General features: G+C 40.0%; 22 protein-coding genes. 16 read left to right on the top strand and 6 right to left on the bottom strand.

Annotation, left to right across the window (positions count from 1 at the left end; all coding sequences use genetic code 11):
• Nucleotides 1-135: 135 nt before the first annotated feature.
• The 5 genes from dnaX to ACM44_RS06660 all read left to right on the top strand — a co-directional run bounded on the left by dnaX (nt 136) and on the right by ACM44_RS06660 (nt 4,495).
• Nucleotides 136-1,221, top strand: coding sequence for a DNA polymerase III subunit gamma/tau (dnaX, locus tag ACM44_RS06680; protein ID WP_048499255.1), 1,086 nt, complete (start codon nt 136-138; stop codon nt 1,219-1,221).
• A gap of 188 nt (nt 1,222-1,409) precedes the next feature.
• Entirely contained in the window at nt 1,410-1,817 is a 408-nt protein-coding gene (locus tag ACM44_RS06675) for a hypothetical protein (RefSeq protein ID WP_048499254.1), read from the top strand.
• A gap of 37 nt (nt 1,818-1,854) precedes the next feature.
• Nucleotides 1,855-2,922 carry a chorismate mutase gene (locus tag ACM44_RS06670; protein ID WP_048499253.1) on the top strand — a complete coding sequence of 356 codons (1,068 nt, stop codon included), beginning with the start codon at nt 1,855-1,857 and terminating at the stop codon, nt 2,920-2,922.
• 51 nt (nt 2,923-2,973) lie between these two features.
• The gene (gene rsgA / locus ACM44_RS06665; RefSeq protein WP_048499252.1) at nt 2,974-3,900 is read left to right on the top strand and encodes a ribosome small subunit-dependent GTPase A; all 927 of its coding nucleotides are present in this window, start codon (nt 2,974-2,976) and stop codon (nt 3,898-3,900) included.
• 175 nt (nt 3,901-4,075) lie between these two features.
• Entirely contained in the window at nt 4,076-4,495 is a 420-nt protein-coding gene (locus ACM44_RS06660; protein WP_048499251.1) for a nucleoside-diphosphate kinase, read from the top strand.
• A 59-nt stretch (nt 4,496-4,554) separates the two neighbouring features.
• Here the strand turns inward: ACM44_RS06660 and ACM44_RS06655 are convergent, their stop codons facing one another.
• Nucleotides 4,555-5,772 (bottom strand): serine hydrolase domain-containing protein, encoded by a 1,218-nt coding sequence (locus ACM44_RS06655; protein ID WP_048499250.1) that lies wholly within the window; start codon nt 5,770-5,772, stop codon nt 4,555-4,557.
• Between the two features lie 181 nt (nt 5,773-5,953).
• On the opposite strand from ACM44_RS06655, the gene ACM44_RS06650 reads away from it, so the two are divergent.
• The 4 genes from ACM44_RS06650 to ACM44_RS06635 are packed head-to-tail and all read left to right on the top strand — an operon-like array spanning nt 5,954 to nt 12,761.
• Nucleotides 5,954-6,550: a TetR/AcrR family transcriptional regulator gene (locus tag ACM44_RS06650; RefSeq protein ID WP_048499249.1), complete on the top strand. Its 597-nt coding sequence runs from the start codon at nt 5,954-5,956 to the stop codon at nt 6,548-6,550.
• A 2-nt stretch (nt 6,551-6,552) separates the two neighbouring features.
• Entirely contained in the window at nt 6,553-7,890 is a 1,338-nt protein-coding gene (locus ACM44_RS06645; protein ID WP_048499248.1) for a TolC family protein, read from the top strand.
• 29 nt (nt 7,891-7,919) lie between these two features.
• Nucleotides 7,920-9,173: an efflux RND transporter periplasmic adaptor subunit gene (locus tag ACM44_RS06640; RefSeq protein WP_048499247.1), complete on the top strand. Its 1,254-nt coding sequence runs from the start codon at nt 7,920-7,922 to the stop codon at nt 9,171-9,173.
• Nucleotides 9,174-9,206: 33 nt separating this feature from the next.
• A complete protein-coding gene (locus ACM44_RS06635) occupies nt 9,207-12,761 on the top strand; it encodes an efflux RND transporter permease subunit (protein ID WP_048499246.1) in 3,555 nt (1,184 codons plus the stop codon).
• Between the two features lie 231 nt (nt 12,762-12,992).
• Here ACM44_RS06635 and ACM44_RS06630 read toward each other — a convergent pair whose 3' ends face one another.
• The 3 genes from ACM44_RS06630 to ACM44_RS06620 form a co-directional block, all read right to left on the bottom strand.
• The gene (locus ACM44_RS06630) at nt 12,993-14,360 is read right to left on the bottom strand and encodes an MATE family efflux transporter (RefSeq protein ID WP_048499245.1); all 1,368 of its coding nucleotides are present in this window, start codon (nt 14,358-14,360) and stop codon (nt 12,993-12,995) included.
• A gap of 69 nt (nt 14,361-14,429) precedes the next feature.
• Nucleotides 14,430-15,614 carry a sigma-54-dependent transcriptional regulator gene (locus ACM44_RS06625; RefSeq protein WP_048499244.1) on the bottom strand — a complete coding sequence of 395 codons (1,185 nt, stop codon included), beginning with the start codon at nt 15,612-15,614 and terminating at the stop codon, nt 14,430-14,432.
• Between the two features lie 77 nt (nt 15,615-15,691).
• A complete protein-coding gene (locus tag ACM44_RS06620; protein WP_048499300.1) occupies nt 15,692-16,363 on the bottom strand; it encodes a YggS family pyridoxal phosphate-dependent enzyme in 672 nt (223 codons plus the stop codon).
• Between the two features lie 171 nt (nt 16,364-16,534).
• On the opposite strand from ACM44_RS06620, the gene ACM44_RS06615 reads away from it, so the two are divergent.
• From ACM44_RS06615 to ACM44_RS06600, 4 genes are read left to right on the top strand one after another with little or no spacing between them, the layout of a single operon-like run.
• Nucleotides 16,535-16,969, top strand: coding sequence for a hypothetical protein (locus ACM44_RS06615; protein WP_048499243.1), 435 nt, complete (start codon nt 16,535-16,537; stop codon nt 16,967-16,969).
• Nucleotides 16,970-17,027: 58 nt separating this feature from the next.
• A complete protein-coding gene (locus tag ACM44_RS06610; RefSeq protein WP_048499242.1) occupies nt 17,028-17,648 on the top strand; it encodes a hypothetical protein in 621 nt (206 codons plus the stop codon).
• Nucleotides 17,645-18,415, top strand: a complete 771-nt coding sequence (locus ACM44_RS06605) for a sensor histidine kinase (protein ID WP_048499241.1) — start codon at nt 17,645-17,647, stop codon at nt 18,413-18,415. The genes ACM44_RS06610 and ACM44_RS06605 overlap by 4 nt, the downstream gene beginning before the upstream one ends.
• 3 nt (nt 18,416-18,418) lie before the next feature.
• Entirely contained in the window at nt 18,419-19,063 is a 645-nt protein-coding gene (locus ACM44_RS06600; RefSeq protein WP_048499240.1) for a response regulator transcription factor, read from the top strand.
• Nucleotides 19,064-19,240: 177 nt separating this feature from the next.
• Here the strand turns inward: ACM44_RS06600 and ACM44_RS06595 are convergent, their stop codons facing one another.
• A complete protein-coding gene (locus ACM44_RS06595; protein WP_048499239.1) occupies nt 19,241-19,930 on the bottom strand; it encodes an SIR2 family NAD-dependent protein deacylase in 690 nt (229 codons plus the stop codon).
• Between the two features lie 26 nt (nt 19,931-19,956).
• The gene (locus ACM44_RS06590; protein ID WP_048499238.1) at nt 19,957-20,253 is read right to left on the bottom strand and encodes a hypothetical protein; all 297 of its coding nucleotides are present in this window, start codon (nt 20,251-20,253) and stop codon (nt 19,957-19,959) included.
• Between the two features lie 164 nt (nt 20,254-20,417).
• Between ACM44_RS06590 and gpmI the strand changes: the two genes are divergently transcribed.
• The 3 genes from gpmI (at nt 20,418) to ACM44_RS06575 (ending at nt 23,665) form a co-directional block, all read left to right on the top strand.
• Nucleotides 20,418-21,953 carry a 2,3-bisphosphoglycerate-independent phosphoglycerate mutase gene (gpmI, locus tag ACM44_RS06585; RefSeq protein WP_048499237.1) on the top strand — a complete coding sequence of 512 codons (1,536 nt, stop codon included), beginning with the start codon at nt 20,418-20,420 and terminating at the stop codon, nt 21,951-21,953.
• A 208-nt stretch (nt 21,954-22,161) separates the two neighbouring features.
• Nucleotides 22,162-23,139, top strand: a complete 978-nt coding sequence (locus ACM44_RS06580; protein ID WP_048499236.1) for an acyl-ACP desaturase — start codon at nt 22,162-22,164, stop codon at nt 23,137-23,139.
• A gap of 94 nt (nt 23,140-23,233) precedes the next feature.
• Nucleotides 23,234-23,665 carry a BT0820 family HAD-type phosphatase gene (locus ACM44_RS06575; RefSeq protein ID WP_048499235.1) on the top strand — a complete coding sequence of 144 codons (432 nt, stop codon included), beginning with the start codon at nt 23,234-23,236 and terminating at the stop codon, nt 23,663-23,665.
• The last annotated feature ends 87 nt before the right edge of the window (nt 23,666-23,752 follow it).

Genomic DNA, 23,752 nt, shown 5'->3' with positions numbered 1-23,752 from the left:
TTTATGTAAAATATTTCCTTAGTACTTTGCCCTGAAAAAAATGGAAAAAAGTTGATGATAGGTACCTTTGAAAAAATCATTCCAAAAACAAATCCCTCCCTTTTATTTTCATAAATATTTCCCTACTTTTGACCAATGGAAAATTTCGTGGTTTCAGCAAGAAAATACCGTCCGCAAGAGTTTGAAACTGTGGTGGGTCAGTCACACATTACAGACACGCTAGAACATGCGATTGCCGAAAACCAGCTCGCTCAGGCACTACTTTTCTGCGGACCAAGAGGAGTCGGTAAAACTACGTGCGCCAGAATTCTCGCCAGAAAAATCAATGAGCGAGACGGGTCCACTTCCGAAGATGGTTTTGCCTACAATATTTTTGAGCTCGATGCCGCTTCCAACAATTCAGTAGATGATATTCGCGAATTGACTGACCAGGTTCGTTTTGCGCCTCAAGTCGGGAAATATAAAATCTATATTATCGATGAGGTTCACATGTTGTCTCCTTCAGCATTTAACGCATTTCTGAAGACACTGGAAGAACCGCCTTCCCACGCGATTTTCATTTTGGCTACCACGGAAAAACACAAGATTATACCGACAATTTTGTCCCGTTGTCAAATCTATGATTTCAAAAGAATCACGATTGAAGATATCCAGGAACATCTGCGAAGGATTGCCGAAAAAGAAGGTGTGAAATATGAAGATGACGCGCTGTATCTGATTGCCCAAAAAGCCGATGGTGCACTTCGGGATGCACTCTCGATTTTTGACCGGCTTTCCACCTTCACCCAAAAAAATATTACACTGGCAAAAGCAGCGGAAGTGCTGAATATTCTGGATTATGACCAGTATCTGAATATGGTGGATTTGGCTCAGGAAGACAAAATTTCAGACTCCCTTTTTGCATTTAATGAAATCGTGAAAAAGGGTTTCGATCCGCATCAATTCATTGCCGGTTTGGGTAGCCATTTCCGGGATTTGATGATGGCTCAAAATCCAAACACATTGAGTTTGATCGAAGTTGGTGATAAGACCAAGACAAAATACGCTGAACAAGCAAAGAAGTGGAATCCGCAGCAACTGATTGATGCGATTGAGATTTGCAATCACGCCGACATTAATTATAAAAACTCCAAAAATCCTCGATTGACGGTGGAAATTGCCTTGATGCAACTTTGTTCATTGACGGCGAACGGCGCAGATGCTAAAAAAAAAAATTCCTGATATTAGCACCGCTTCTTAGCAGCTTTTCCGGAACTGTTCAAAAATCAGTTGTTTCGGAAGAACCCCGTCCGGAGATTGCGGTAAAAAATCTACCGGAAAACCCCATTTCAAAAACTGTTTCCAAACCCATTGCGAAAGAAAAATCACTTTCAAAATTCAGTATTGAAGCAACATTGCAACGTTCCAATGTGGAAGAAGAAGATACGGAGGAGGCCGAAAAAGTGGTATTGCCGAGCAATCATTTCACAGAAACGGATTTGAAAGATTCCTGGGGGAACTTTTTGCAGGAACTGAGGGAAAAAGAAGTGATTATCTACAATGCGATCAACTCCTTCCAACTGAAGAAATTGGATGAAAACACGGTAGAAATCATTTATCCGTCTGGATCCGCTAAGAGTGAATTCGAAAAGATCCGGGAAGATTTTTTTGGAAAATTTATGCGGAAGGTGAATCATTTCAATATCAAACTGGAGTTCACTAAAGATGTTTCCATGAAAAAGGAAGTTGTCACCAAGAGAATGATTTTTGATAAATTTGCGGCGATAAATCCTGTTTTGCGTGATTTGGATGACCTTTTAAAATTTGACCTTAATTAAATGGTGGTCAAAAACGATTTTTTTGACTTTGAGATAAATGAATTTACAAGAATTAGAAAACAGCTGGATCAAGGAATTCCAGAAACCATTAATAATCGCCGGTCCATGCAGTGCCGAAAGCGAAATGCAGATGTTGGAAACTGCCGAAAGAATAAGAAGAAGTGGAGCCAATGTGCCGATTTTTCGTGCAGGAATCTGGAAACCCAGAACCAAACCCAACGGTTTTGAAGGAGTAGGAGTGATCGGTTTGAACTGGCTGAAGAAAGTCAGAGAAGAATACGGATTCAAAATTGCCACCGAAGTTGCAAACGCACATCATGTGGAAGCCGCGCTGAAAGCGGACGTGGATATTTTGTGGATTGGTGCACGATCAACCGTGAATCCCTTTACGGTTCAGGAAATTGCCGAAGCGCTGAAAGGTACCGATAAAACGGTTCTGGTCAAAAATCCTGTAAATCCGGATCTGGCTTTGTGGATCGGTGCTTTGGAAAGATTGGTGGGACAAGAGGTGAAAAATCTTGGGGTGATTCATCGTGGTTTTTCAACTTATCAGAAAACAAAATACCGGAATGTTCCGAACTGGCAGATTGCCTTGGACTTTAAGAACCAATTTCCAAAAATCCCACTGATTGTGGATCCATCCCATATCTGCGGAAACAGGACGGGATTGGCGGGTATTGCCCAGGAAGCGCTGAATGTGGGGTATGACGGCGCAATGATTGAAACCCACTGTAATCCGGATGAAGCTTGGAGCGATGCATCGCAGCAAATCACACCAGAAGTTCTTGCAGCACTGATTAAAAACCTGAAGCTTAGAAATCTTGATATTTCAGGTTTTGATGATGAAATGGGAAGGCATAGAACTTTGATTTCTGATCTGGATTCGCAACTGATTGATATTTTGGCCCAGAGAATGAAGCTTTCAGAAAAGATTGGAACCTTAAAAAAAGCCAACAATATTGCGATCTTCCAACCGGAAAGATGGAAAATCATTACGGAATATGCCGTGCAAAAAGCGGGAGAGATAGGATTATCAGCAGAGTTTATCGAGAAAGTTTTCAAAGCTATTCACGAAGAGTCTGTGGAGGTTCAAAATAAAGTTTAGCGACCTATTGAAAAATGATCTGTCATCAACATTAATTAATAATTTGAATCTTTGAAAGGTCTTATCACAAAATCCACCGGCAGTTGGTACCAGGTTTTGGAATCTGAAACCGGAAGGTTTTTTGAGGCCAGAATCCGTGGGAAATTTAAACTGATTAAAACCCGACTTACCAATCCGCTCGCAGTGGGTGATCATGTGGAATTTTCTTTAGAACAAGACGATGTCGCGTGGATTACCAAGATCGAGCCTAGGAAAAATTACCTGATCCGCAAGTCGGTGAATCTTTCAAAGGAATCTCACATCATTGCGTCCAATATTGATGTTGCGTGTTTTCTATTTACCCTGAAACATCCTGAAACTTCACTTGGATTCTTGGACCGTTTTCTTGCGTGTTGCGAAGCTTATAGCATCAAACCTCTGATTTTGTTCAACAAGATGGATGTTTTAAGTGCTGAAGAAAAGGAAATTGTTGGAAACATTGAATCGCTTTACCAGGAAATTGGCTACGAAACTATGGAGATTTCTTCCTATTCCCGGCTGAATCTGGATTTGATGCAAGATATTCTCAAAAATAAAGTTTCGGTTTTTTTCGGTCATTCCGGCAGTGGCAAATCTACTTTGGTCAATGCCTTACAACCAGAATTGAATCTAAAGACTTCAGAAATTTCAGAAACCCATCTTAAGGGAAAACACACCACCACTTTTGCGCAGATGCATTTTTGGAATTTCGGCGGAAGTGTGATCGATACACCGGGAGTTCGCGAATTTGCAATGATCGATGTGGAAAAGGAGGAAATCCAACATTATTTTCCAGAAATTTTCAACATCGGGAGAAACTGCAAATTCCATAATTGTATGCACATCAACGAACCTAAATGTGCGGTTCTGGAAAGCCTGGAATCCGGCGAAATAGAGGAATCTCGTTACTTTACTTATCTAAAACTCATGGAAGAGGCAGAAGAAAATTCAGCCAAATAAAAAACCCAGCCGAAGCTGGGTAAAAACTAATAACCATGAAAACTCAAATTAAACATGAGAATCGAAAATTAAATTACAATTTTCGTGCCAAAAAAAATTGGCTCTCTTGAATAGAATTTCCTCTGCAAATATAGGAATCTTTTTCTTAATTTTGCAACCAAATAAAACAAGATATATGTCAGGAAAAATTACATTCACCATGATCAAGCCGGATGCGGTTGCAGATGGTCACATTGGTGCTATTTTGGGGAAAATTGCTGAAGCAGGTTTCAAATTCAAAGCATTAAAATTAACTCAACTTACCGTTGCCGATGCCAAGAAATTCTACGAAGTTCACGCGGCAAGACCTTTTTACGGGGAATTGGTGGAGTTCATGAGTTCTGGACCAATCGTGGCTGCAGTGCTGGAAAAAGACAATGCGGTGGAAGATTTCAGAACCTTGATTGGTGCTACCAATCCAGCTGATGCAGCGGAGGGAACCATTAGAAAAATGTTTGCAAGAAGTGTGGGAGAAAATGCGGTTCACGGATCTGATTCTGATGAAAATGCTTTGATCGAAGCTCAATTCCATTTTTCCGGAAGAGAAATTTTCTAAAAAACTTTTGAATAGAATACTAAGAAGCCGTCTTGCAACTTGTGAAAGACGGCTTTTTTTTAATATCCCACGGATTTTCTTGCTTCCATAGCCACAGTTTTCATCATATCGTGGCTTTGGATCAAAATATCCATATTGCTGATATCATAAAACGGAATCAAAATGACGACGGAGATATCGGTTTCTGGATCATACATCATTTCCGACATACAGCCTGCGAGCGTTCCGTGATGACCATAACCCAATCCTGGAAAAGTTACCGTTCCCAATGCATATTTTTCTTTGTCCTGTTTCGCGCCGTAACTCTTAGTCAGCAATTCGATGGATTTTTGATTCAGCACATTCTTTCCGGAAAACAGCGTGCTCACATATTTTGAAAGATCCTCCATGCTGCCAATTCCGTTTCCTCCGGCTACATTTCCGGAAATATTTTCTTTTTCTACCGGATAGGATTCACCATTGAAGTGGATATTTCCTACGACTTGCGGATCGGGTAAGGTTTGTTCAATTGGGGAATCCACAAATCTCACTTTCAATGGAACTTTCGAGTTGGGACCGGTAATGTAATCATGGAGGTAATCGGCATAGGATTTTTTGGTACCTGATTTCACGGAATACACTTTTGAAATAATGTCGCCCAAAATATAGTAACCCACATTAGAATAATGGTAAACCGTATTTGGGAGGCCGTAAGTTAGATTTTTTTCCTTTAAAACCTTCAGGCATTCTTCCGTAGTAATCCTGTGAAGCGGATCTTTCTCTAAAATATCGTCCGTATAAGTTTTACCGTCAACATTAAATTGCGAGGTGTCATTCGAAAGGTCATAAACTCCCGCATTATGCTGCAGCAATTCTTTGATGGTAATCAGGTCACGATGGGGGAACTGCAGTTCAGGTTCATCAGAAGTATAGGGGATGTTCGTTCCGGGAATGTTTTGCGTGATTTTATCGTCGATGTTGAGCCAGCCATCTTGCATCATTTTTACAATGGCGGTTGCGGTGAAATTTTTGGTGTTGCTTGCAATTCTGAACCAGTCATTTTTGCCTACCTGTTTGCCGCTTTTCCCCACTGAACTGTAGAAAAATTCGCCTTTTGGCGTTTTCATCAATACATTTACAGAAGGGACATCTTTTTTGACCAAAGCTTCCAATCTGGAATGCGCTTTGGCGACTGCTTGCTGGAAATTCTTTTGTTCGGACTCATTTTTTTGGGTTGCACATGAAGATGCCACAAAGACCAAAAACACATACAAGATTTGTGATAGTGATAATTTCATGGGATTATTTATTCGGTTTCTTCAAAGTTAATGCTTTTCTAAAGAACATGTTAAGTCATTAAAGTAAAATGCAAATAGAATCGTTATTCAATTTAAAAGTGAACGAAACTTAACAGAAAAACTTGGAGACTTTTTTGGTTTTTTAGTTTCCGTTCGTATATTTGCACCCGTAATAATTATCATGGCAGATCAAGTTTTTTTACAAAAGGCCACAAGATTGTTTTTGGAGAATAGTGCGAAAACAGTGACAATGGACGATGTGGCGGGCGAATTTGGTATTTCCAAAAAGACGCTTTATCAAATGTACAGAAATAAAGAAGAATTGATTGAGGATGTCTTGGCATTCAAACTTGAAGAAATTGTAAGAAGGATGAAGGTGCAGGACCAAAAAGTGGACAATGCAGTGGAGCGAATGTTTTGCAGGGACAAAGAGATTGAAGACGCCATCAATTCCAATAATTCTGTTTTTATCAGACAACTGGCGAAATATTATCCGGCAATTTTTAACAAACATATGTTGGATTTCTCGGCAAAATTCTCTCAAATGTTGGTCGGTAATATTGAGAAGGGTAGAAAACAGGGTTTTTATCGCGAAGGCTTTAATGCGGAGCTTTACGCAAAAATCATTTTCCAAACGATGCTTTCATATGACAGCACGCCATTTTTTACGGAAGAGGAGGTAGAATACAATGAATTCCAGGAGGAAGCTTTAATGATGTATATGCACGCCATTACCACCGAAAAAGGAAAAGAAATATTAAAAAAAATAAACAGTTAACAATGAAGAAAGTTATTCAATTCTTCGCAGTCACGGCAATTTCGTCGCTGGCTTTCGGACAGCAGTCTTTTACCATTGACGAATCTTGGCAATATGCAATTGACCATAATGTTTCGGTGCAAAAGGCAAAAATTGACCGAACGATTGCGGACCAAAAGGTAAAGGAAACTATTGGAATTGGTTTACCCCAAATTAGTGGTCAGGCAAAATATAATTATTACCTCAAAATTCCGGTGACGCTCATCGATGCGAGTCAGTTTCCGGGTAGTGAGGCTGCTCCGGGAACGGTGACAGAGTTTCCCATGGGATTGAAACACAATGCCAATGCGGGTTTGACTTTGACGCAATTGATTTTCAACGGTTCCTATTTGGTTGGATTGCAATCTTCAAAAGCATATAAAGAAACGATGGCTTTAGCGGAAGAAAAGACGCAGATTTCAATAAAAGAAGGAATTTTGATGTCTTACACTGCGGTTTTGGTGGTAGATGAAAACTTGAAAACTCTTGAAGAAAACAGAAAAGTTGCGGAAAAAGCACTGAATGATACTAGAGAAACCTACAAATTAGGTCTTGTCGAGTTTCAAAACGTGGAACAGCAGGAATACAGCTACAAAAGTCTTTTAGCCAATCAACAAAATTTGAAGCGGGACCGAGAAAAATTGGTAATGGCATTGAAATATTTGATGGGATATCCGCTGGATCAAAATATTTCGCTGAGTTCGTCCCTGGATGAATTAATTCAGAAAAATGAAGGACTGGTTGATCTTAATAATCAATTGGACTTGAATAATCATGTGGATTATCGCTTAAAACAAAATCAGCTGAAAATTAATGAGTTGAAACTCAAATTGCAGAAATCCTACGCGTTGCCAAGTCTTTCCGGATTTGCGAATACCGCCTATAACACCGGGAGTAATCAGTTCAAAATTTTTGAAACCAACAACAGATGGTTCAATTCCACGATTTTGGGATTGCAGCTTGACGTCCCTATTTTTAGTGGACTTCAGCGCCATTGGCAGACGGAGCAAGCCAAACTTGACTTGAAAAAATCCCAGTTGGATTTGGAAGACATGGAAAAAACATTGAAAAACAAAGCCTATTCAGCTTCTGTGGATTATGACAACGCTTATAATTCTTACAAAAATGCGCAGGAGTTAATCGCGCTTTCTTCCAGCATCTACAATAAGCAGCAAATTAAGTTCAAAGAAGGAATGGGCTCTAGTTTCGATCTGCAGCAGGCAGAGACACAGCTGTATAATTCGCAAGCGCAGTACTACCAATCTGCCTTAAATCTGATTCAAGCCAAAACAAAACTTGACGAGGCTCTAGGAAAATTATAATCAAAAAACTGATACAAAAAATAAACATTATGAAAAAATTCTTACTCCCAATAGTAGTACTTTCCACTTTTGTAGCCTGTAAAAAGGAAACCACCGTGAAGGATGCCAAACTTGAAGCATTGATTAAAAACAAAGATGTGGAAGGTCTTCAAAAATACAAGGAAAGACAAAAATTCAAACTCGATAGTATCAATCAAGTGATGGCAAACATTGATACCAAACTTACATCATTGGGTGCCACGCCAACTGCGAATGGAGTAGTTTCTCTTCAAAAATTGGAACTGACGAATTTCGTGCAGCATTTTGATATCCAAGGAAGTGTGACCACTGATCAGGATGTCATGGTGCAGCCAAACTTTTCGGGATTGCTGAGTCTGTACGTGAAAAAAGGACAAAACGTGAGCAAAGGTCAAGTGATTGGTAGAGTTGCAGACGGTGGTTTGAACGACCAACACAAACAGGCATTAATCCAGGTTTCGGCGGCAAATGCGCAGCTGCAACAAATCAAAGCGAACGCCAATTTGGCAAAAATAGCTTACGAAAAACAAGAAGCCCTTTGGAAGCAAAAAATCGGTTCAGAGTTCCAATATTTGCAGGCAAAGACCAATTATGAAGCTATTCAAAGCCAGATTGCGGCGGCACAGAATCAAGTTTCTGCCACTCAAAAAGCGGCGGATGCCATCAAAGCAAACCTCGCGAAAACGGCAATTGTTGCACCTTTCAGCGGTGTGATTGATGAAGTGGTGACTCAAAACGGACAGGTTGTTTCTCCGGGATCAAATATCGTGAAGTTGATTTCACTCGGTATGATGAGGATTGAAGCGAATGTTCCGGAAAATTATTTGGCAAAAATCAGAGTGGGAACGCCGGTGAAGGTTTTCTTGCCGACCATTAACCAGAAGATCACTTCTAAAATCAGATTGGTAGGAAACTACATTGATCCTGCAACCAGAACTTTCAAAATCGAGATTCCTGTTTCAAGTTACGGCGGAATCGTGAAACCGAATCTTTTAGCGCAAGTAAGCATTGAATCTTATGTAAATCCGAGCGCCATCCAGATTCCTCAAAATTATGTTTATGACGACGCTGCCTACAAAAGTTATGTTTTCGTGGCGACCAACATTAACGGTAATAATGCGGTGGCAAAAAAAGTTTATGTGAATCTGGGTGAAAAATCATCGAATATGGTTGAAGTAACCAGCGGATTAAATGGGGGAGACCAACTCATCACAGACGGTTCCAAAAACCTGACCAACGGCCAAAAAGTTAAACTTGCCCAATAATCATTAAACATTAATTTGAATTAAAGCAAAATTATGAGCGAAAATACACACCATCATAAGGAATCGTTTATTTCGAGTTGGGCGGTAGATAACAGAACTACGGTTTATGTATTGACTTTTATCATCGTGATTCTGGGAATTTATTCGTTTTTTTCCATGCCGCGCGAAAGTTTTCCGGAGGTGGTTCAAAACAATATTTACATTTCTTCAATCTATCCCGGGAATTCTGCGGAAGATGTGGAAAAAATGATCACCAAGAAACTGGAAGACAAGTACAAAAACGTTTCGGGAATTACGAAGGTAACTTCCAACTCTTTTCAGGATTACAGTTTGATCACCGTGGAATTTGATCCAAAAGTAAAGATTGCAGAAGCAAAACAAAGAATCAAGGACAAAACCGACGAAGCTAAAGGCGACCAGGAATGGCCGAATCTGGATAATGGGTCTAAAGTGGAACCGAGCGTTTTCGACCTGAATATTTCTGAGGAGTTCCCGATTCTGAACATCAATGTGAAAGGAGATTACCCAAAATACAATTTAAGGCAATTTGCGAGATTGATTAAAGATGATCTTGAAAATATCCCTGAAGTGAAGGAAGCCACGATTCTAGGTGTTGATAATAATGAAGTGGAAATAGCGGTAGATATTTTTAAAATGAATGCGGCCGGCGTGAGCTTTGACCAGGTCATTAACGCCATTAAGAATGAAAATATCACCATTTCCGGAGGAAACCTGATTACCGTCGGTAACCGGGAAAATGTCCGTATCAAAGGGCAGATCTCAAAACCTTCGGATATTGAGTCGTTTATGGTGAAACCCGGAGTGAGAATCAGGGATATCGCGAAAGTAAGTTTCCAGGAAAAAGAAAAAACAACTTACGCCAGGGAATCCGGAAAAGATGTGGTGATGATCAACCTGAAAAAAAGGGCGGGAACCAACATGATTTCTGCGATTGACCAAGCGAAAGAGAAAATTGAAAAAGCGAAGGAAACCTATCTCCCAAAAGATGTGGAAATCACGCTTACTTCCGACCAATCTTCGGCGGTGGAACACCAGGTAAATGAATTGGCAAACCACATTTTGATCGGGATTCTTTTGGTAATGGGAGTTTTGAGTTTTTCGATGGGAATGAAAAACGCCCTCTTTGTAGGTACTGCCATTCCATTATCCATGTTGATCGCGTTCGCAATCCTTCAAAATGCGGGAATCACATTAAATACGATGGTGCTTTTTGCAATGGTAATGGGACTCGGAATGTTGGTGGATGATGGAATCGTGGTGGTGGACAATGTCTACGCCAATATGGAGAAGGGACTTCCGAGAAGATTGGCCTCGAAATTTGGGATCGGTGAAATTGCCTTCCCGGTAATTACCTCTACTTTGACAACGGTTTTTGCCTTTCTTCCAATGCTATTGTGGCCTGGAATTATGGGACAGTTTATGAAGTATTTCCCAATTACCATTTCGGTCACTTTGATGGCTTCACTTTTTGTGGCATTGGTCATCAATGCTTCCATGACGGCCGGATCCATGAGTTTGGAAAATAGGAACATTACCAGTAAACAGGCGAAAAAATACACGATGATCTTCGGGATTTTGATCGTTGTTTTTGGAATATTAAGACTGGTTACGGGAATAAAATACTTTTTGGGAGTTGTGACCGTTTCGGTGCTGGGAATTCTGGCGATTTGGTTATACAAAGGTTTCTTCCACGATAAAATCGAACATTTTCAATTCACCTTTTTCCCGAGACTGGCAGAGAAATATCAGAAGTTTATCGAAAAACTTTTGGTCGGCAAAAAACCAAGAAATGCGTTCTTCCTGGTGGTGGGAATACTGATTTTCTCTTTTCTGCTTTATGGAGCGATGATGGGAATCGGTCGCTCGAAAGTCTTGTTCTTTCCGGAAAATATTCCAAGACAAACCATAGTTTATATGGAATATCCGCAAGGAACGGATATCGGAAAAACAAATCACGCCACAAAACAGGTAGAAGGAAAGATTCTGAATGTCTTAAATCAATATAAAGACGAGAATACGGGTAAGAATTATCTGGTGGAATCCATGGTGACCACTGTAGGAAAAGGAGCGATCAATCCGCAAGTAGATGCCGGTTCACAAGCAGATACGCCTTTTAAATCAAAGATTGTGGTGACTTATGTGGAATTTGCAAAAAGAAGAGGGGTGAACACCGCAGATGTAATGGAGCAAATCCGGAAGGCGATTCCAAACATTCCTGGATTTATCTATACCGTGGAAAAAGATGCGAACGGTCCTCCAGTAGGATTCCCGATTTCGATTGAACTGAAAGGTGATGATTATGACGAACTTCTGGGTGAATCCAAAAAAATGATCAAGTTTATCAATGAACAGGGGATTTCTGGAATTGAAAAGTTACAATCAGATATCAACAAGGAAAGCCCTGAAATGATCATCGACATCGACCGTGAAACTGCAGGAAACCTCGGTATCTCCACAGCTTATACCGGAATTTCCATCAGGAGGGCTCTTTTTGGTCAAAATATTTCAACTTTCAAAGACTTGAAAGAAGATTATGACATCGCGGTAAGAATGCAGGAGGATCAAAGAAGAAACCTTAATCTTCTTTTCAGTCAGCCAATCGTGTTGACGGGTCCTCATGGAGTGGTTCAGGTGCCGATTTCTACTTTTGCGAAAACCAAAGAAGAAAATACCTTTAACAAGATTAAAAGGAAAGACAATACCAGAACCATCATGATTTATTCCGGAGTCTTAAAAGGATATAATGCCAACGAAATCGTACAGAAAATTCAGACCTCACTGAAGAATTACCAGACTCCGCAAGATATTACCTACCGGTTCGGTGGTGAACAGGAAGAGCAGGGAAAAAACATGAACTTTCTACTGTTCGCGTTGTTTTTGGCGATGGCATTGGTGACTTCGATTATCGTGTTCCAGTTCAACTCGCTTTCGAAAACGCTGATTATCATGACCACTATTTTGCTGAGTTTTGCTGGAGTTTTTCTAGGATTGTCGATTTTCGGAATGGATTTCGTAATCTTGATGACCATGATGGGAATTATCTCACTTGCGGGTGTGGTAGTGAAAAACGGAATCGTGTTGATGGACTTCTTCGTCTTGAAACTTGATGAAAAAGTTCACGAGAAAGGTGTGGAAACCCATGACGATCTGGAACTTGAAGAAGTGAAAGAAATCATCGTGCAATCCGGAAAAGAACGTTTGAGACCGGTTCTTCTCACTGCGACCACTGCGATTTTAGGACTGATTCCATTGGCGATCGGACTGAATTTCGATGTGGCATCGTTCCTGACCGAGCTCAATCCGCATTTTTCGCTTGGCGGTGACAACGTAGCGTTTTGGGGACCACTCGCATGGACGATTATTTTTGGTCTTTCATTCGCTACTTTCCTCACCTTGATTATTGTTCCAGTAATGTTCTACATTGTTTCGAAACGAAAAATCAACGCCAGAAGAAAATATGTGAAACGCCACGAGCACGATGCCGAAGATGAAGCGGCAGAAATTGAGAGATTGAAAGCACTTTATCCGGAGCAGTTCCATTTGGATCATCCGGAACCGGAAGCTTAGATTAGAAATTTTAATTTAATAAATCCCTGAAAGTTTTCTTTCAGGGATTTTTAGTTATAATAAAAGTAGGCATGCTCCTAAAAGCAATCTGAGGGCTATATGATTGGCTAAAGAGAACTTTCTACTACTTTGTCAATTAATCTTCAGGAAAGGAATTTTATAGTGCAGTTCGCACTTTAGCAATGCTTAAATCTTTTTTTTAAAGATTGACCAGCTTCAATTCTAATGTATTTAAATCCGGTCTGCAATTTCAATTTTCTTTTGAGAAAGTTTCAGGAATCGGTTAACTAGCAAAATGGCCGAAACCGTCAATCCCAATCCAAGTGCAATCCACATCCCGAAAGCCCCCATTTTCAAAGGTACGGTCAGAAAATAACCTAAAGGAATCGATATCAGCCAATATGCGACAAAGGTGATGATAGAAGGGATTTTCACGTCTTGGATTCCACGGAGGCTGCCCAAAGTGACCACCTGGATTCCATCTGAAAGCTGAAAGAGAGCCGCAATGATCAATAGTTTTGATGCCAAGACGATCACGTCAACATCTTCTTTTTTGGTGAAGAAAGTAGGCAAAATATGTCGCCCGAAAATGAACAAAGCACCGCAAAACAGCATAAATATCAGTACAATTTTCAGATTATTGATTCCTACTTCCTTAAGTCCCACATAATTTTGCTCGCCAAGTTTTCGGCCGATCATCACCGTGGATGCCACACTGAAACCGATGCAGAGGTTAAAGGTGAAAGACGCCATGGAAAGCGCAATCTGGTGAGATGCAATGTCGCGAGACGAAACCAGTCCGCAAATAAATGCAGCTCCGGCAAAAGCGGTGACTTCGAAAAACATTTGCAGAGCAGTGGGAAAACCAAGTTTCAACATTTTGTCAAACATCGATTTTGAGAACTCAGAGATTTTAAGCGAAAAATCTTTTAGATATCTTCTGGTCTTTGCTTCCTTTAGCAATACAAAATACAGGAAAACCATCATGACAATTCTAGCGATCAAACTTGCCAAAGCGGAGCCGCGAACACCCATGGGATCAATCCCAAACATTCCCTTGATGAACACGTAATTTAAGACCACGTTGATCACATTGGCGATGATTGTAGCTTTTGTAACACCAATGGTGTAGGAAAGGCCTTCTGAAACTTCACGAAAGGTCTGAAAAACCATGAACGGAAGAATACTCAAGGTCATGATTCCCAAAAAACCAATGGTATCGGGTATTATTTCTTTTGGCTGATCCATGTGGTAAAGCAGAGGAAGAGCCATATAAAGAACCAGCATCAGCAATAATCCTATTCCAAGATTGATGACAAAACCATGACGGAATACAGCATTGATGGTTTCATGCTTTTGCTGCGAATGTGCTTCAGAAACCAAAGGTGGAATCGCAAAGGAAAATCCCAAAGCAAACACGAAAATTGAGAAGAACACAGCGTTTCCCAATGAAACAGATGCTAAAGCCTGCGCACCAAGTAATTTCCCCACGATGATATTATCGAACAGGTTGACAGAAACTTGCCCGACTTGCGTGAGCATTACCGGAAGTGCCAATTTTAAACAGGATTTGGTGTATTGAGCGTTTAGAAATGCCATGAATTCAAATAAAAAAATTTGCAGCAAAAATACTGCAAACTTTTCCTAGTTTATTGATTTTAATGATAATTATTTTCTCACGAAACTTGCAACATCTTCCGCAGTTACCGGATTTGCGCCCAAGATGACCAACCGCTCCACCACATTTCTAAGTTCGCGGATATTTCCGGTCCAGCTAAAATCTTCAAGCGCTTTTACTGCTTTGTCGTCAAACTGTTTTGGCGCTGTTCCATGTTCGTCGGCAATGGTTTTCGCGAAATGGTCGATCAGCATTTTAATGTCTTCTTTTCGTTCATCCAGTGGCGGAACGTAAATTTCAATCACAGAAAGCCTGTGGTAAAGGTCTTCGCGGAATTTTCCAGCTTGGATTTCTTTCGCCATATCCTTGTTTGTTGCTGCCAAGACACGAACATCTACCTTAATTTCTTTGTCACTTCCAACTGGTGAAACCTTGCTTTCCTGAAGTGCGCGGAGAACTTTTGCTTGGGCAATCAGTGACATGTCGCCGATTTCATCCAGAAAAATGGTGCCGTTATTGGCCAATTCAAATTTTCCCTGTTTATCTTTGATCGCACCGGTAAAACTTCCTTTCACGTGTCCAAATAATTCGGATTCAATTAGTTCTGAAGGAATTGCGGCGCAGTTGACTTCAATCATCGGACCTTTGCTGCGGTCGCTTTGCGCATGGATGGCGTGTGCCACCAATTCTTTGCCTGCTCCGTTTGGACCGGTAATCAAAACTCTGGCATCAGATGGTGCTACTTTTTCGATCATTTCCTGAATTTTTTTCAGAGCTGCCGACTCGCCGATCATTTGGTATTTTTTGTTGACTTTCTTTTTTAAAGTCGTATTCTCACTTTTTAAATGCTGATTGGTTTTCTGAAGACTACCTTTGTCTAACGCGTTTCTCACACTGGTAATCAAACGGTTGATATCGATCGGTTTAGAGATAAAGTCATAAGCTCCATTTTTAAGGCAATCCACCGCAGTGTCGATGTCTGCGTGTCCTGAAATCATCACGAAAGTAGTGTCCGGTTTTAGCTGAAGTGCCTGTTTCAAGAGTTCGGCGCCGGAAAGTTTCGGCATCTTAATATCTGAAATTACCAATGCGAAATCTTCTTTTTCCAAGAGTTTATAAGCCTCCAAACCATCTTCGGCGACAATGAATTCGTAGTTGGAGAGTTCGTCTGAAAGAATACTGACAAGAACTCCCGAAATGGCTTTTTCATCTTCGACAATCAAAATTTTTTGCATCAAATAGATTTTATAGAATTAGTAAATGGTGGAATATTAATCGCAAAGCATGTATCAATAATTATACCTAAATTTCATTATAAATTGTAGGCTCTGTGACCAAATATTGCCGAACCTATCCTTACAGAAGTTGCGCCGCATTCTATGGCGAGCTGATAATCGCCGCTCATTCCCATGGATAAAGTTGTGAGCTTCTTCTTTAGCGATAGCTGGTCAAAGATTTGTTTCAGGTACGTAAACTCTTTTCTGATTTGGGTTTCGTTTTCGGTGAAGGTAGCCATTCCCATCAATCCTGTAATTTCAATATTTGGAAATTTTCCATTAAGCCAGTCTTCAAAAATTTCTTTGGCTTCATAAAGTTCAAGTCCGTATTTGGATTCTTCTTCCGCAATTTTGATTTGAAGCAGCACGTTTACCTTTCGGTTGCAATTTTTGGCCTGTCTGTCAATTTCCATCAGTAGTTTTTCCGAATCTACGCTTTGAATGGTGCCTATAAAGTCTATAATATGTTTTACCTTATTCCTTTGAAGATGCCCAATCAAATCCCACCGGATGTCCTTTGGGAGTAGGGGATATTTTTCGACGATTTCCTGCACTTTGTTTTCGGCAAAAACTTTTTGCCCCAAATCATAAACCGCGCGGATCATTTCCACCGGATGTGTTTTGGAAACCGCAACGAGTTCCACGTTTTGCGGTAAAGACTCCACGAGGTGTTGATAATTTTGTTCTATTTCTTTAGTGTTTTCCATATGAAGGAGGATAGGGTTCTTTCTGAGCTCGAACGAAATGCGGATGTATCCCATCCAAATTAAGTGAAAATGTCCGGCAAAGTGGTTATTTCTACAAAGATATTACTTTTGGGTGTTTTCACCTGATGTTTGTATCATTTTAAAAATTATATTTGTTAAAAAAAAATTAACATGAGCAATTTAGACAAGCATCTGATCAGTGCAGAATCGAGCAAGGTTTTGGCGAATCATTATGAACAAAGTAATTACGCGGAAATTAATAGTAAGCGACCAGCGGGGCAACCAGATTCAAAAGAATATACTTACGAATTAGATGTCTTGAAGGAATATATTTTGCTTATCGAAGCGGAAATGGAAAAGCGGGGAGTGAAAAATAAAGGAATTAGAGTCTCCATGGGAAAATATCCCGAAGATTATGTTTCGCCCAACTTTGACCCGAGATATAGGGGATACCAAACCATTTTCTTTTCGCCAGTGGATTTGGATCGCCCTTCTGCAGATTCTGCCATTCCAGATGAAATCGGGCGCGATTCATTTGGTGCAGACGCTACCGGCGAAATTCCAAATATGAACTACGGCCATATTTGTCCACCTTTATGTAATTAAAATTGATCTATATATGAATTGGAATCGAGAAATTGCGTCACTGGTGATCACATGCCTAATGTTATTGACATTCATTTTGTTAATCATTTACAGGAAAAAATTAGGCAAGAAAATCATTTATTTCATATTGGCAATAGGACTGGGTACTTTTATCGAAATTATGATCAGTGTAGGTTGGTGGTTTTTCCATGTCAGTAACACGGTCACTGTGTATGTAATTGGGACAAATCTAGGCGTATTCCTGTTGTTTTTCATCTATTTCCACAGTATTCTGGAAGTGAAGACCCTTAGGGTAATAAGTTCAATCTTTATCGGATTGTTTCTTTTGGAATATGTTTTGTCCGCAATTTTTATAGAGAGTTTCTTCACTCATTTTCCTTTCTTCAGCTATTTTATTCAGGTGGTGTTGCTTAGCGGCAGTATTTATCTGGTGATTTCGCAGACCTTCAATTCGGATATCATCCTAAATTTGAGTGGATACTACCCAATTTGGATTTGTGTAGGCTTGATGGAAATTTATTTGGGGGTAATGCCATTACTGATCATGAGCAACACCTCACATAAAATGATGAATGCCAATATGTTTTTCATCATCCTTTTTTTGGTGAATGTTATTGGATATTCTATCTTGATCACCGGAATCTTTTTTGCAAGCGCAAAATTCGGGCTTAAAAAATGAATCTCTCTGCAAACGATTTTCTTATCATATCAACTACCTTCATCATCCTCTTCACGGTTTTGATGATGGTGATGATTTATGGTGTTTTTATCAAGAAAAAATCCCAGTTACTTTTGCAGCAACAAAAGAAAGATGCGCTCTTCGAACAGGAGTTAGCTGTTTCCCAAATTGAAATCAAGGAGCAGACCCTGAATTATATTGGGCAAGAGCTCCATGATGATTTGGGCCAAAAATTGTCGGTGGCCAGATTGATGACCAGCAAAATCACTTTGACGGGCTGCAAGGAAAATGTCCAAATTGCAAAGGAAATAAACATGCTTGTAGGCGAATGTATTCAGGATATCAGAAATCTTTCAAAAGTTTTTATCACTGGCCAGATTGAACATTTTGGCTTAGTAGATTCTATTGAAAGGGAAATCCGACGAATAAAAAGACTGGATCTACTAGAGGTTGATTATCAAATAAATAATGCTAACTTTGAAATTGATTCGGATCACGCATTAATTCTGTTTCGCATTGTGCAGGAAAGCATCACCAATGTGATCAAGCACTCCAAATCAAATGTCCTGAGAATTGCAATTGAAAATGAGTCAGACCTGATCAGGATTATCGTGGAAGATAAAGGTAAAGGAATGATTACGAAGGAAATCGTTCGTGGAACTGGGATGAATAATATGGAGAATCGCGCAAAATTAATTCGCGCCGATCTCAAAATAAATTCTTTGGAAAATATAGGCACGAAAGTTACACTGATCTATAATAAATAACAGATGGACAAGATAAAAATCGCTATTGTAGATGATCATAAGTTGGTGTCCAAAGCACTGGAGAACATGATTTCTTTTAATTCCAATTTTGAAGTAATCAATACAAGTTTTAATGGTGAAGAGTTTTTACAGTATTTAAGGTCTAGCGATGAATTGCCCGATGTAGCTTTGATGGACGTAAATATGCCTATCAAGAACGGGATTGAAACTACCTGTATTCTCTCCGAAGAATTCCCACACCTGAAAGTAATTGCGCTCGCAATGGAGGACAATGAAAACACCATAATTAAAATGTTGAGAGCAGGGGCAAAAGGCTATCTTTTAAAAGACATGTCACCCGAAACGCTGTTCAGCGCAATCAATATTGTGCATGAGAAAGGGATATTCTATACAGATATCGTTTCGGAAACTTTATTGAAAATCAGAATTGAAGACAAAGAATTAACAGATCTGTTGCAGGATGTGAAGGATAAGGAATTAGAATTCATAAAGCTTGCCTGTTCAGAAATGACCTATAAAGAAATTGCAGACCAAATGTGTGTAAGTCCAAGAACGATAGATGGTTATCGTGATTCGGTGTTTGTGAAGCTGCACGTGAAGAGTAGAGTTGGAATTGTACTCTACGCCATCAAACATAATTTGTTGTAAAAAATGGGTGATTTCACCCTTTTATTTTGCTTTAATGTTTGCTAATTTTGCAAGACAAAACAAAACACAAATGATGGAAAATTAAAAATCCGGTTAATACGAACCGGATTTGTTGTGACCTCTAGGAATGAAATGTTTTCAAATCCACATCCTGCCTGTTCTTCTAAAAAAAATCATTTATTGGGCTTTACTCGTGAGAATTTCCTTTAATCTTTGCATTCCCGCAATGGCAGAAGTTTTGAGAAAGTTTTCCTCCCTCACGAAATTATTTTCCAGATTTGGATCAATCGCAAAAACATCACAAGTTTTTGGGACGTAATGAATCAGACTTGCCGCCGGATAAACCTGAAGAGAAGTGCCAATCACCAAAAAAAAGTCTGCTTTTTCCACGATAGATAATGCCTTGTCCATATTCGGAACCATCTCGCCAAACCAAACAATATGCGGTCGAAGTTGGATTCCTTCGTGATTTAAATCTCCCAAATTCAGGTCGTCTTCCCAAGGAATTTCTTTTTTGTCAGCGTTTACCGGTCTTGCTTTTTTCAGCTCACCGTGCAGATGGGTCACCTTTGTAGAGCCGGCTCTTTCATGCAGATCATCCACGTTTTGGGTAATGATTTCTACATCAAAATACTCTTCCAATTCCGCCAAAATTTCATGCGCCCTATTCGGAAAAACGCTCTTAAGTTGCCGGCGTCTTTCATTATAGAAATCGAAGACAAGTTTTGGATTACGCTGAAAACCTTCGGGACTGGCTACATCTTCAATCCTGTGGTTTTCCCAAAGTCCGTCAGCATCACGAAAAGTTTTTACACCGCTCTCCGCAGAAATTCCGGCTCCAGATAATACTACCAGTTTTTTCTTCATTTCAAATTTTTCCTAAAAATACAAATCTATTTGATCAAATTCAAACTTACGAAAATGACCGTGCAGGAAATGCAGACAAGCGCAAACAGAAAGAGATAGTCACCATATTTTTCATATTTTTTTTCCAAAACATCATTTTCCGTCCTGATGGCTAAAAATGACAGGAAACAGCTCACCACAAGTGATAGGCTCGCCACAGCCGCAATGTCATCCACATAAGTGGAGCCACTGATTTTTGATATTTTCAAAGAGGTGATGATGAGTAAACAAAAACCCAGCAAATTAGATGAGGCATTGAGGATATGCGGTGATTTCTTTTCCATGTTCCGGCGATTTTTCTTTTTTTTTTCTTCAAAAATAGCATTGAAGCGATCACCTGTCTAAAACTTTAAAAAACTTTAGTATTCCTTAAAAAATCATTAACCCAAATTAAGTGGCAAAAACCAGCGTAAATCACTAAATTTGTTGTCTAATAAAAAAAATCAAAATGTCAAAAAGAGCCATTTTAGCCATACTCGACGGATGGGGATTGGGAAAAGATCCAAAAGTTTCAGCCATCGCGCAAGCAAACACACCGTTTATCGATTCTTGTTATGAAAAATTTCCGCACACCACGCTTGAAGCTAGTGGAATTGCGGTTGGATTGCCGGACGGACAAATGGGGAATTCCGAAGTGGGGCATATGAATTTGGGAGCAGGAAGAGTGGTTTATCAGAATCTGGTAAAACTCAATATGGCCGTTGAAAATGCAACTTTAGGCAAGGAAAATGTCATCACGGAAGCATTCCAATATGCACTGGAAAACAATAAAAAAGTTCACTTCATCGGATTGGTTTCAGATGGTGGAGTTCATTCCCATATCAATCATTTAAAAGGGCTTTTGACGGCAGCACATGAATACGGTTTGAACAAAAACGTTTTCGTGCATGCATTTACAGATGGGCGCGATTGCGATCCACACTCCGGGAAACGATTTATTGAACAAATAATTAACCATATGAAATCCACGACCGGAAAGTTGGCCACAGTGGTTGGAAGATATTACGCCATGGATCGCGACAAAAGATGGGAAAGGGTGAGATTGGCTTATGATGCAATGGTGCACGGAATCGGACAGGAAACCATGGAACCGGTTCACGCCATTCAAAAATATTATGATGAAGGAATTACTGACGAATTCTTGAAACCCATTGTCTGCACCGGTACAAACACCAACAAACTTCCGGTTGCCCAGATTGCAGATGGCGATGTGGTGTTCTGTTTTAATTTCAGAACTGACAGGGGACGGGAAATTACACAGGTCCTTTCTCAGCAAGATTTTCCGGATTACGGAATGAAACATTTGAATCTTTATTATGTCACATTGACCAATTATGACAAAGATTTCAAAGATGTGAAAGTGGTTTTTGATGAGGAAGTTTTGCAGGAAACGATGGGCGAAATATTAGAAAAAAATGGCAAAACCCAAATCCGTGTCGCAGAAACAGAAAAGTATCCGCATGTGACTTTTTTCTTTTCCGGTGGGAGAGAAGAACCTTTTAATGGCGAAAAAAGAATCCTTTGCCCAAGTCCGAAAGACGTACCGACTTATGATTTCAAGCCGGAAATGTCCGCTTATGACATTACCGAAAAGATAGTTCCGGAAATCAAAAACGAAACTGCAGACTTCATTTGTCTAAACTTTGCAAATGCCGATATGGTGGGACACACCGGAGTTTTTTCTGCGGCAGTGAAGGCTGCAGAAACGGTCGATGAATGCATACAAAAAGTGGCAACTGCCGCCTATGAACATGGTTACGCCGTCTTCATCCTTGCAGACCACGGAAATTCTGATGTGATGATCAATCCGGACGGAACACCGAACACGCAGCACTCAACAAACCTGGTTCCTTTGATTGTGATGGATAAGGATCGAACCTGGAATCTGAAACCGGGAAAATTGGGCGACGTGGCACCATCAATTTTGAAAGTAATGGGAATTCCGGTTCCAGAAGTAATGACCGGCGATATTTTGGTGAGTTGAAAAAATCGAAGGGAACGATATTCGCAACATACTAAACGGTCAAAAAAAAACAGGCGCATATAATAAAGATCTGTGAATCGAAATCGATAATAAACAAATAGTTTCTAATTCCGACCGGGGTTTATGCTCCGGTTTTTTTATTGACATACGAAATTATGCCATAAATAATTTTTTTTTAATTTATCTTTGCCGAAAATCATAAGAAAAAATGTATAACAAATTAGTGAGGACTGAAGTGATGCGAAATCTAGGTAAAGAAGTAGGTGACTTCATTTCCTCATATTTAACACCGGTAGAAAAAATTTGGCAACCCACCGATTTTCTTCCGGATCCTTCCAGTGAGAACTTTAGATATGATGTTGAGGAACTTCAGACCTATGCACGGGAAATGGGTTACGATTTATTTGTGACCTTGATTGGAGACTGCATTACGGAAGAGGCTTTGCCAAGTTACGAATCTTGGATTATGGGGATAGACGGCGTGGACCAGGAAAACAGAACCGGTTGGTCGCAATGGGTGAGAAGTTGGACCGCCGAAGAAAACCGTCACGGCGACTTGCTAAACAAATACCTCTACCTCTGCGGAAGAGTAAACATGCGCGAAATTGAGATTACCACTCAATATCTGATTCAAGATGGATTTGATTTGGGAACTTCTATGGATCCCTACAGAAATTTCGTTTATACCAGTTTTCAGGAGACCGCGACCAATATTTCCCACCGAAGAGTTGGGACTCTCGCCAAACAGAGCGGCAACAACAAACTCGCTAAAATGTGCGGAGTGATCGCAGCAGATGAGGCAAGACACGCAAAAGCCTACAAACATTTCGTAACCAGAATTTTTGAACTGGATCCTTCCGAGATGATGCTCGCTTTTGAAGATATGATGAAGAAAAAAATAGTGATGCCTGCACACCTCATGCGCGAATCCGGACAAAAAGCAGGTGAGCTTTGGTCCCATTTTTCCGATGCAGCTCAAAGAGCGATGGTATATACCGGCCAAGATTATATCAATATTCTAAGCGAACTCTTAAAAGACTGGAAAATCGAACATATCAACGGATTAAACGAGCAGGCGCAGAAAGCGCAGGAATACCTGATGAAACTTCCGGCAAGATTGCAGCGAATTACGGATCGGCTCGCGACACCGGATTTGCAATATCAGTTCAAGTGGGTGAAATCATAGGACCAAATTATATCAAACTATATTTTCTAAGAGCGGCTGGATTTTTCACCCGCTCTTTAAATTTATTATCTTTGCAAAGCCAAAATTTTTTTTAATGAAAAGCACAAAAAAACTAGCCATTGACTTTGATGGAACCATTGTGGATGATGCTTATCCAGGAATTGGAAAGCCAAAGACTTTTGCGTTTGAAACGCTAAAGAAGCTACAATCAGAAGGTTACAGGTTGATTCTCTGGACTTATCGCCACGGGAAAACTTTAGACGAAGCGGTGGAGTTCTGCCGAAAAAAAGGGGTGGAATTCTATGCGGTTAACTCAAGTTTCGAAGGAGAGATTTTTGATTCTAATGAGGCTTCCCGAAAAATCGACGCCGACCTTTTCATTGACGATCGAAATCTTGGCGGTTTCCCTGGTTGGGGAGAAATCTACAACATCATCAATGAAAAAATAGAGTTCCGGGTGGAGGGAAACGAGGTTTTGCCTTATTCCAAAATGAAAAAAGAAAGAAAAAAAGGACTTTTTTGGTAAGCAGATAATTGGGCGTTTGAGGCGTGTCACAGAATACTAGCTAAAAATTGATGCCTCAAATCTCAAATGACATATTTCAAATCAGCA

It is taken from the genome of Chryseobacterium koreense CCUG 49689 (assembly GCF_001045435.1).
GTDB classification, from domain to species: Bacteria; Bacteroidota; Bacteroidia; order Flavobacteriales; family Weeksellaceae; genus Kaistella; species Kaistella koreensis.
The sequence above is the reverse complement of the archived record's forward strand: the minus strand, read 5'-3'. Positions and strand labels throughout refer to the sequence as shown.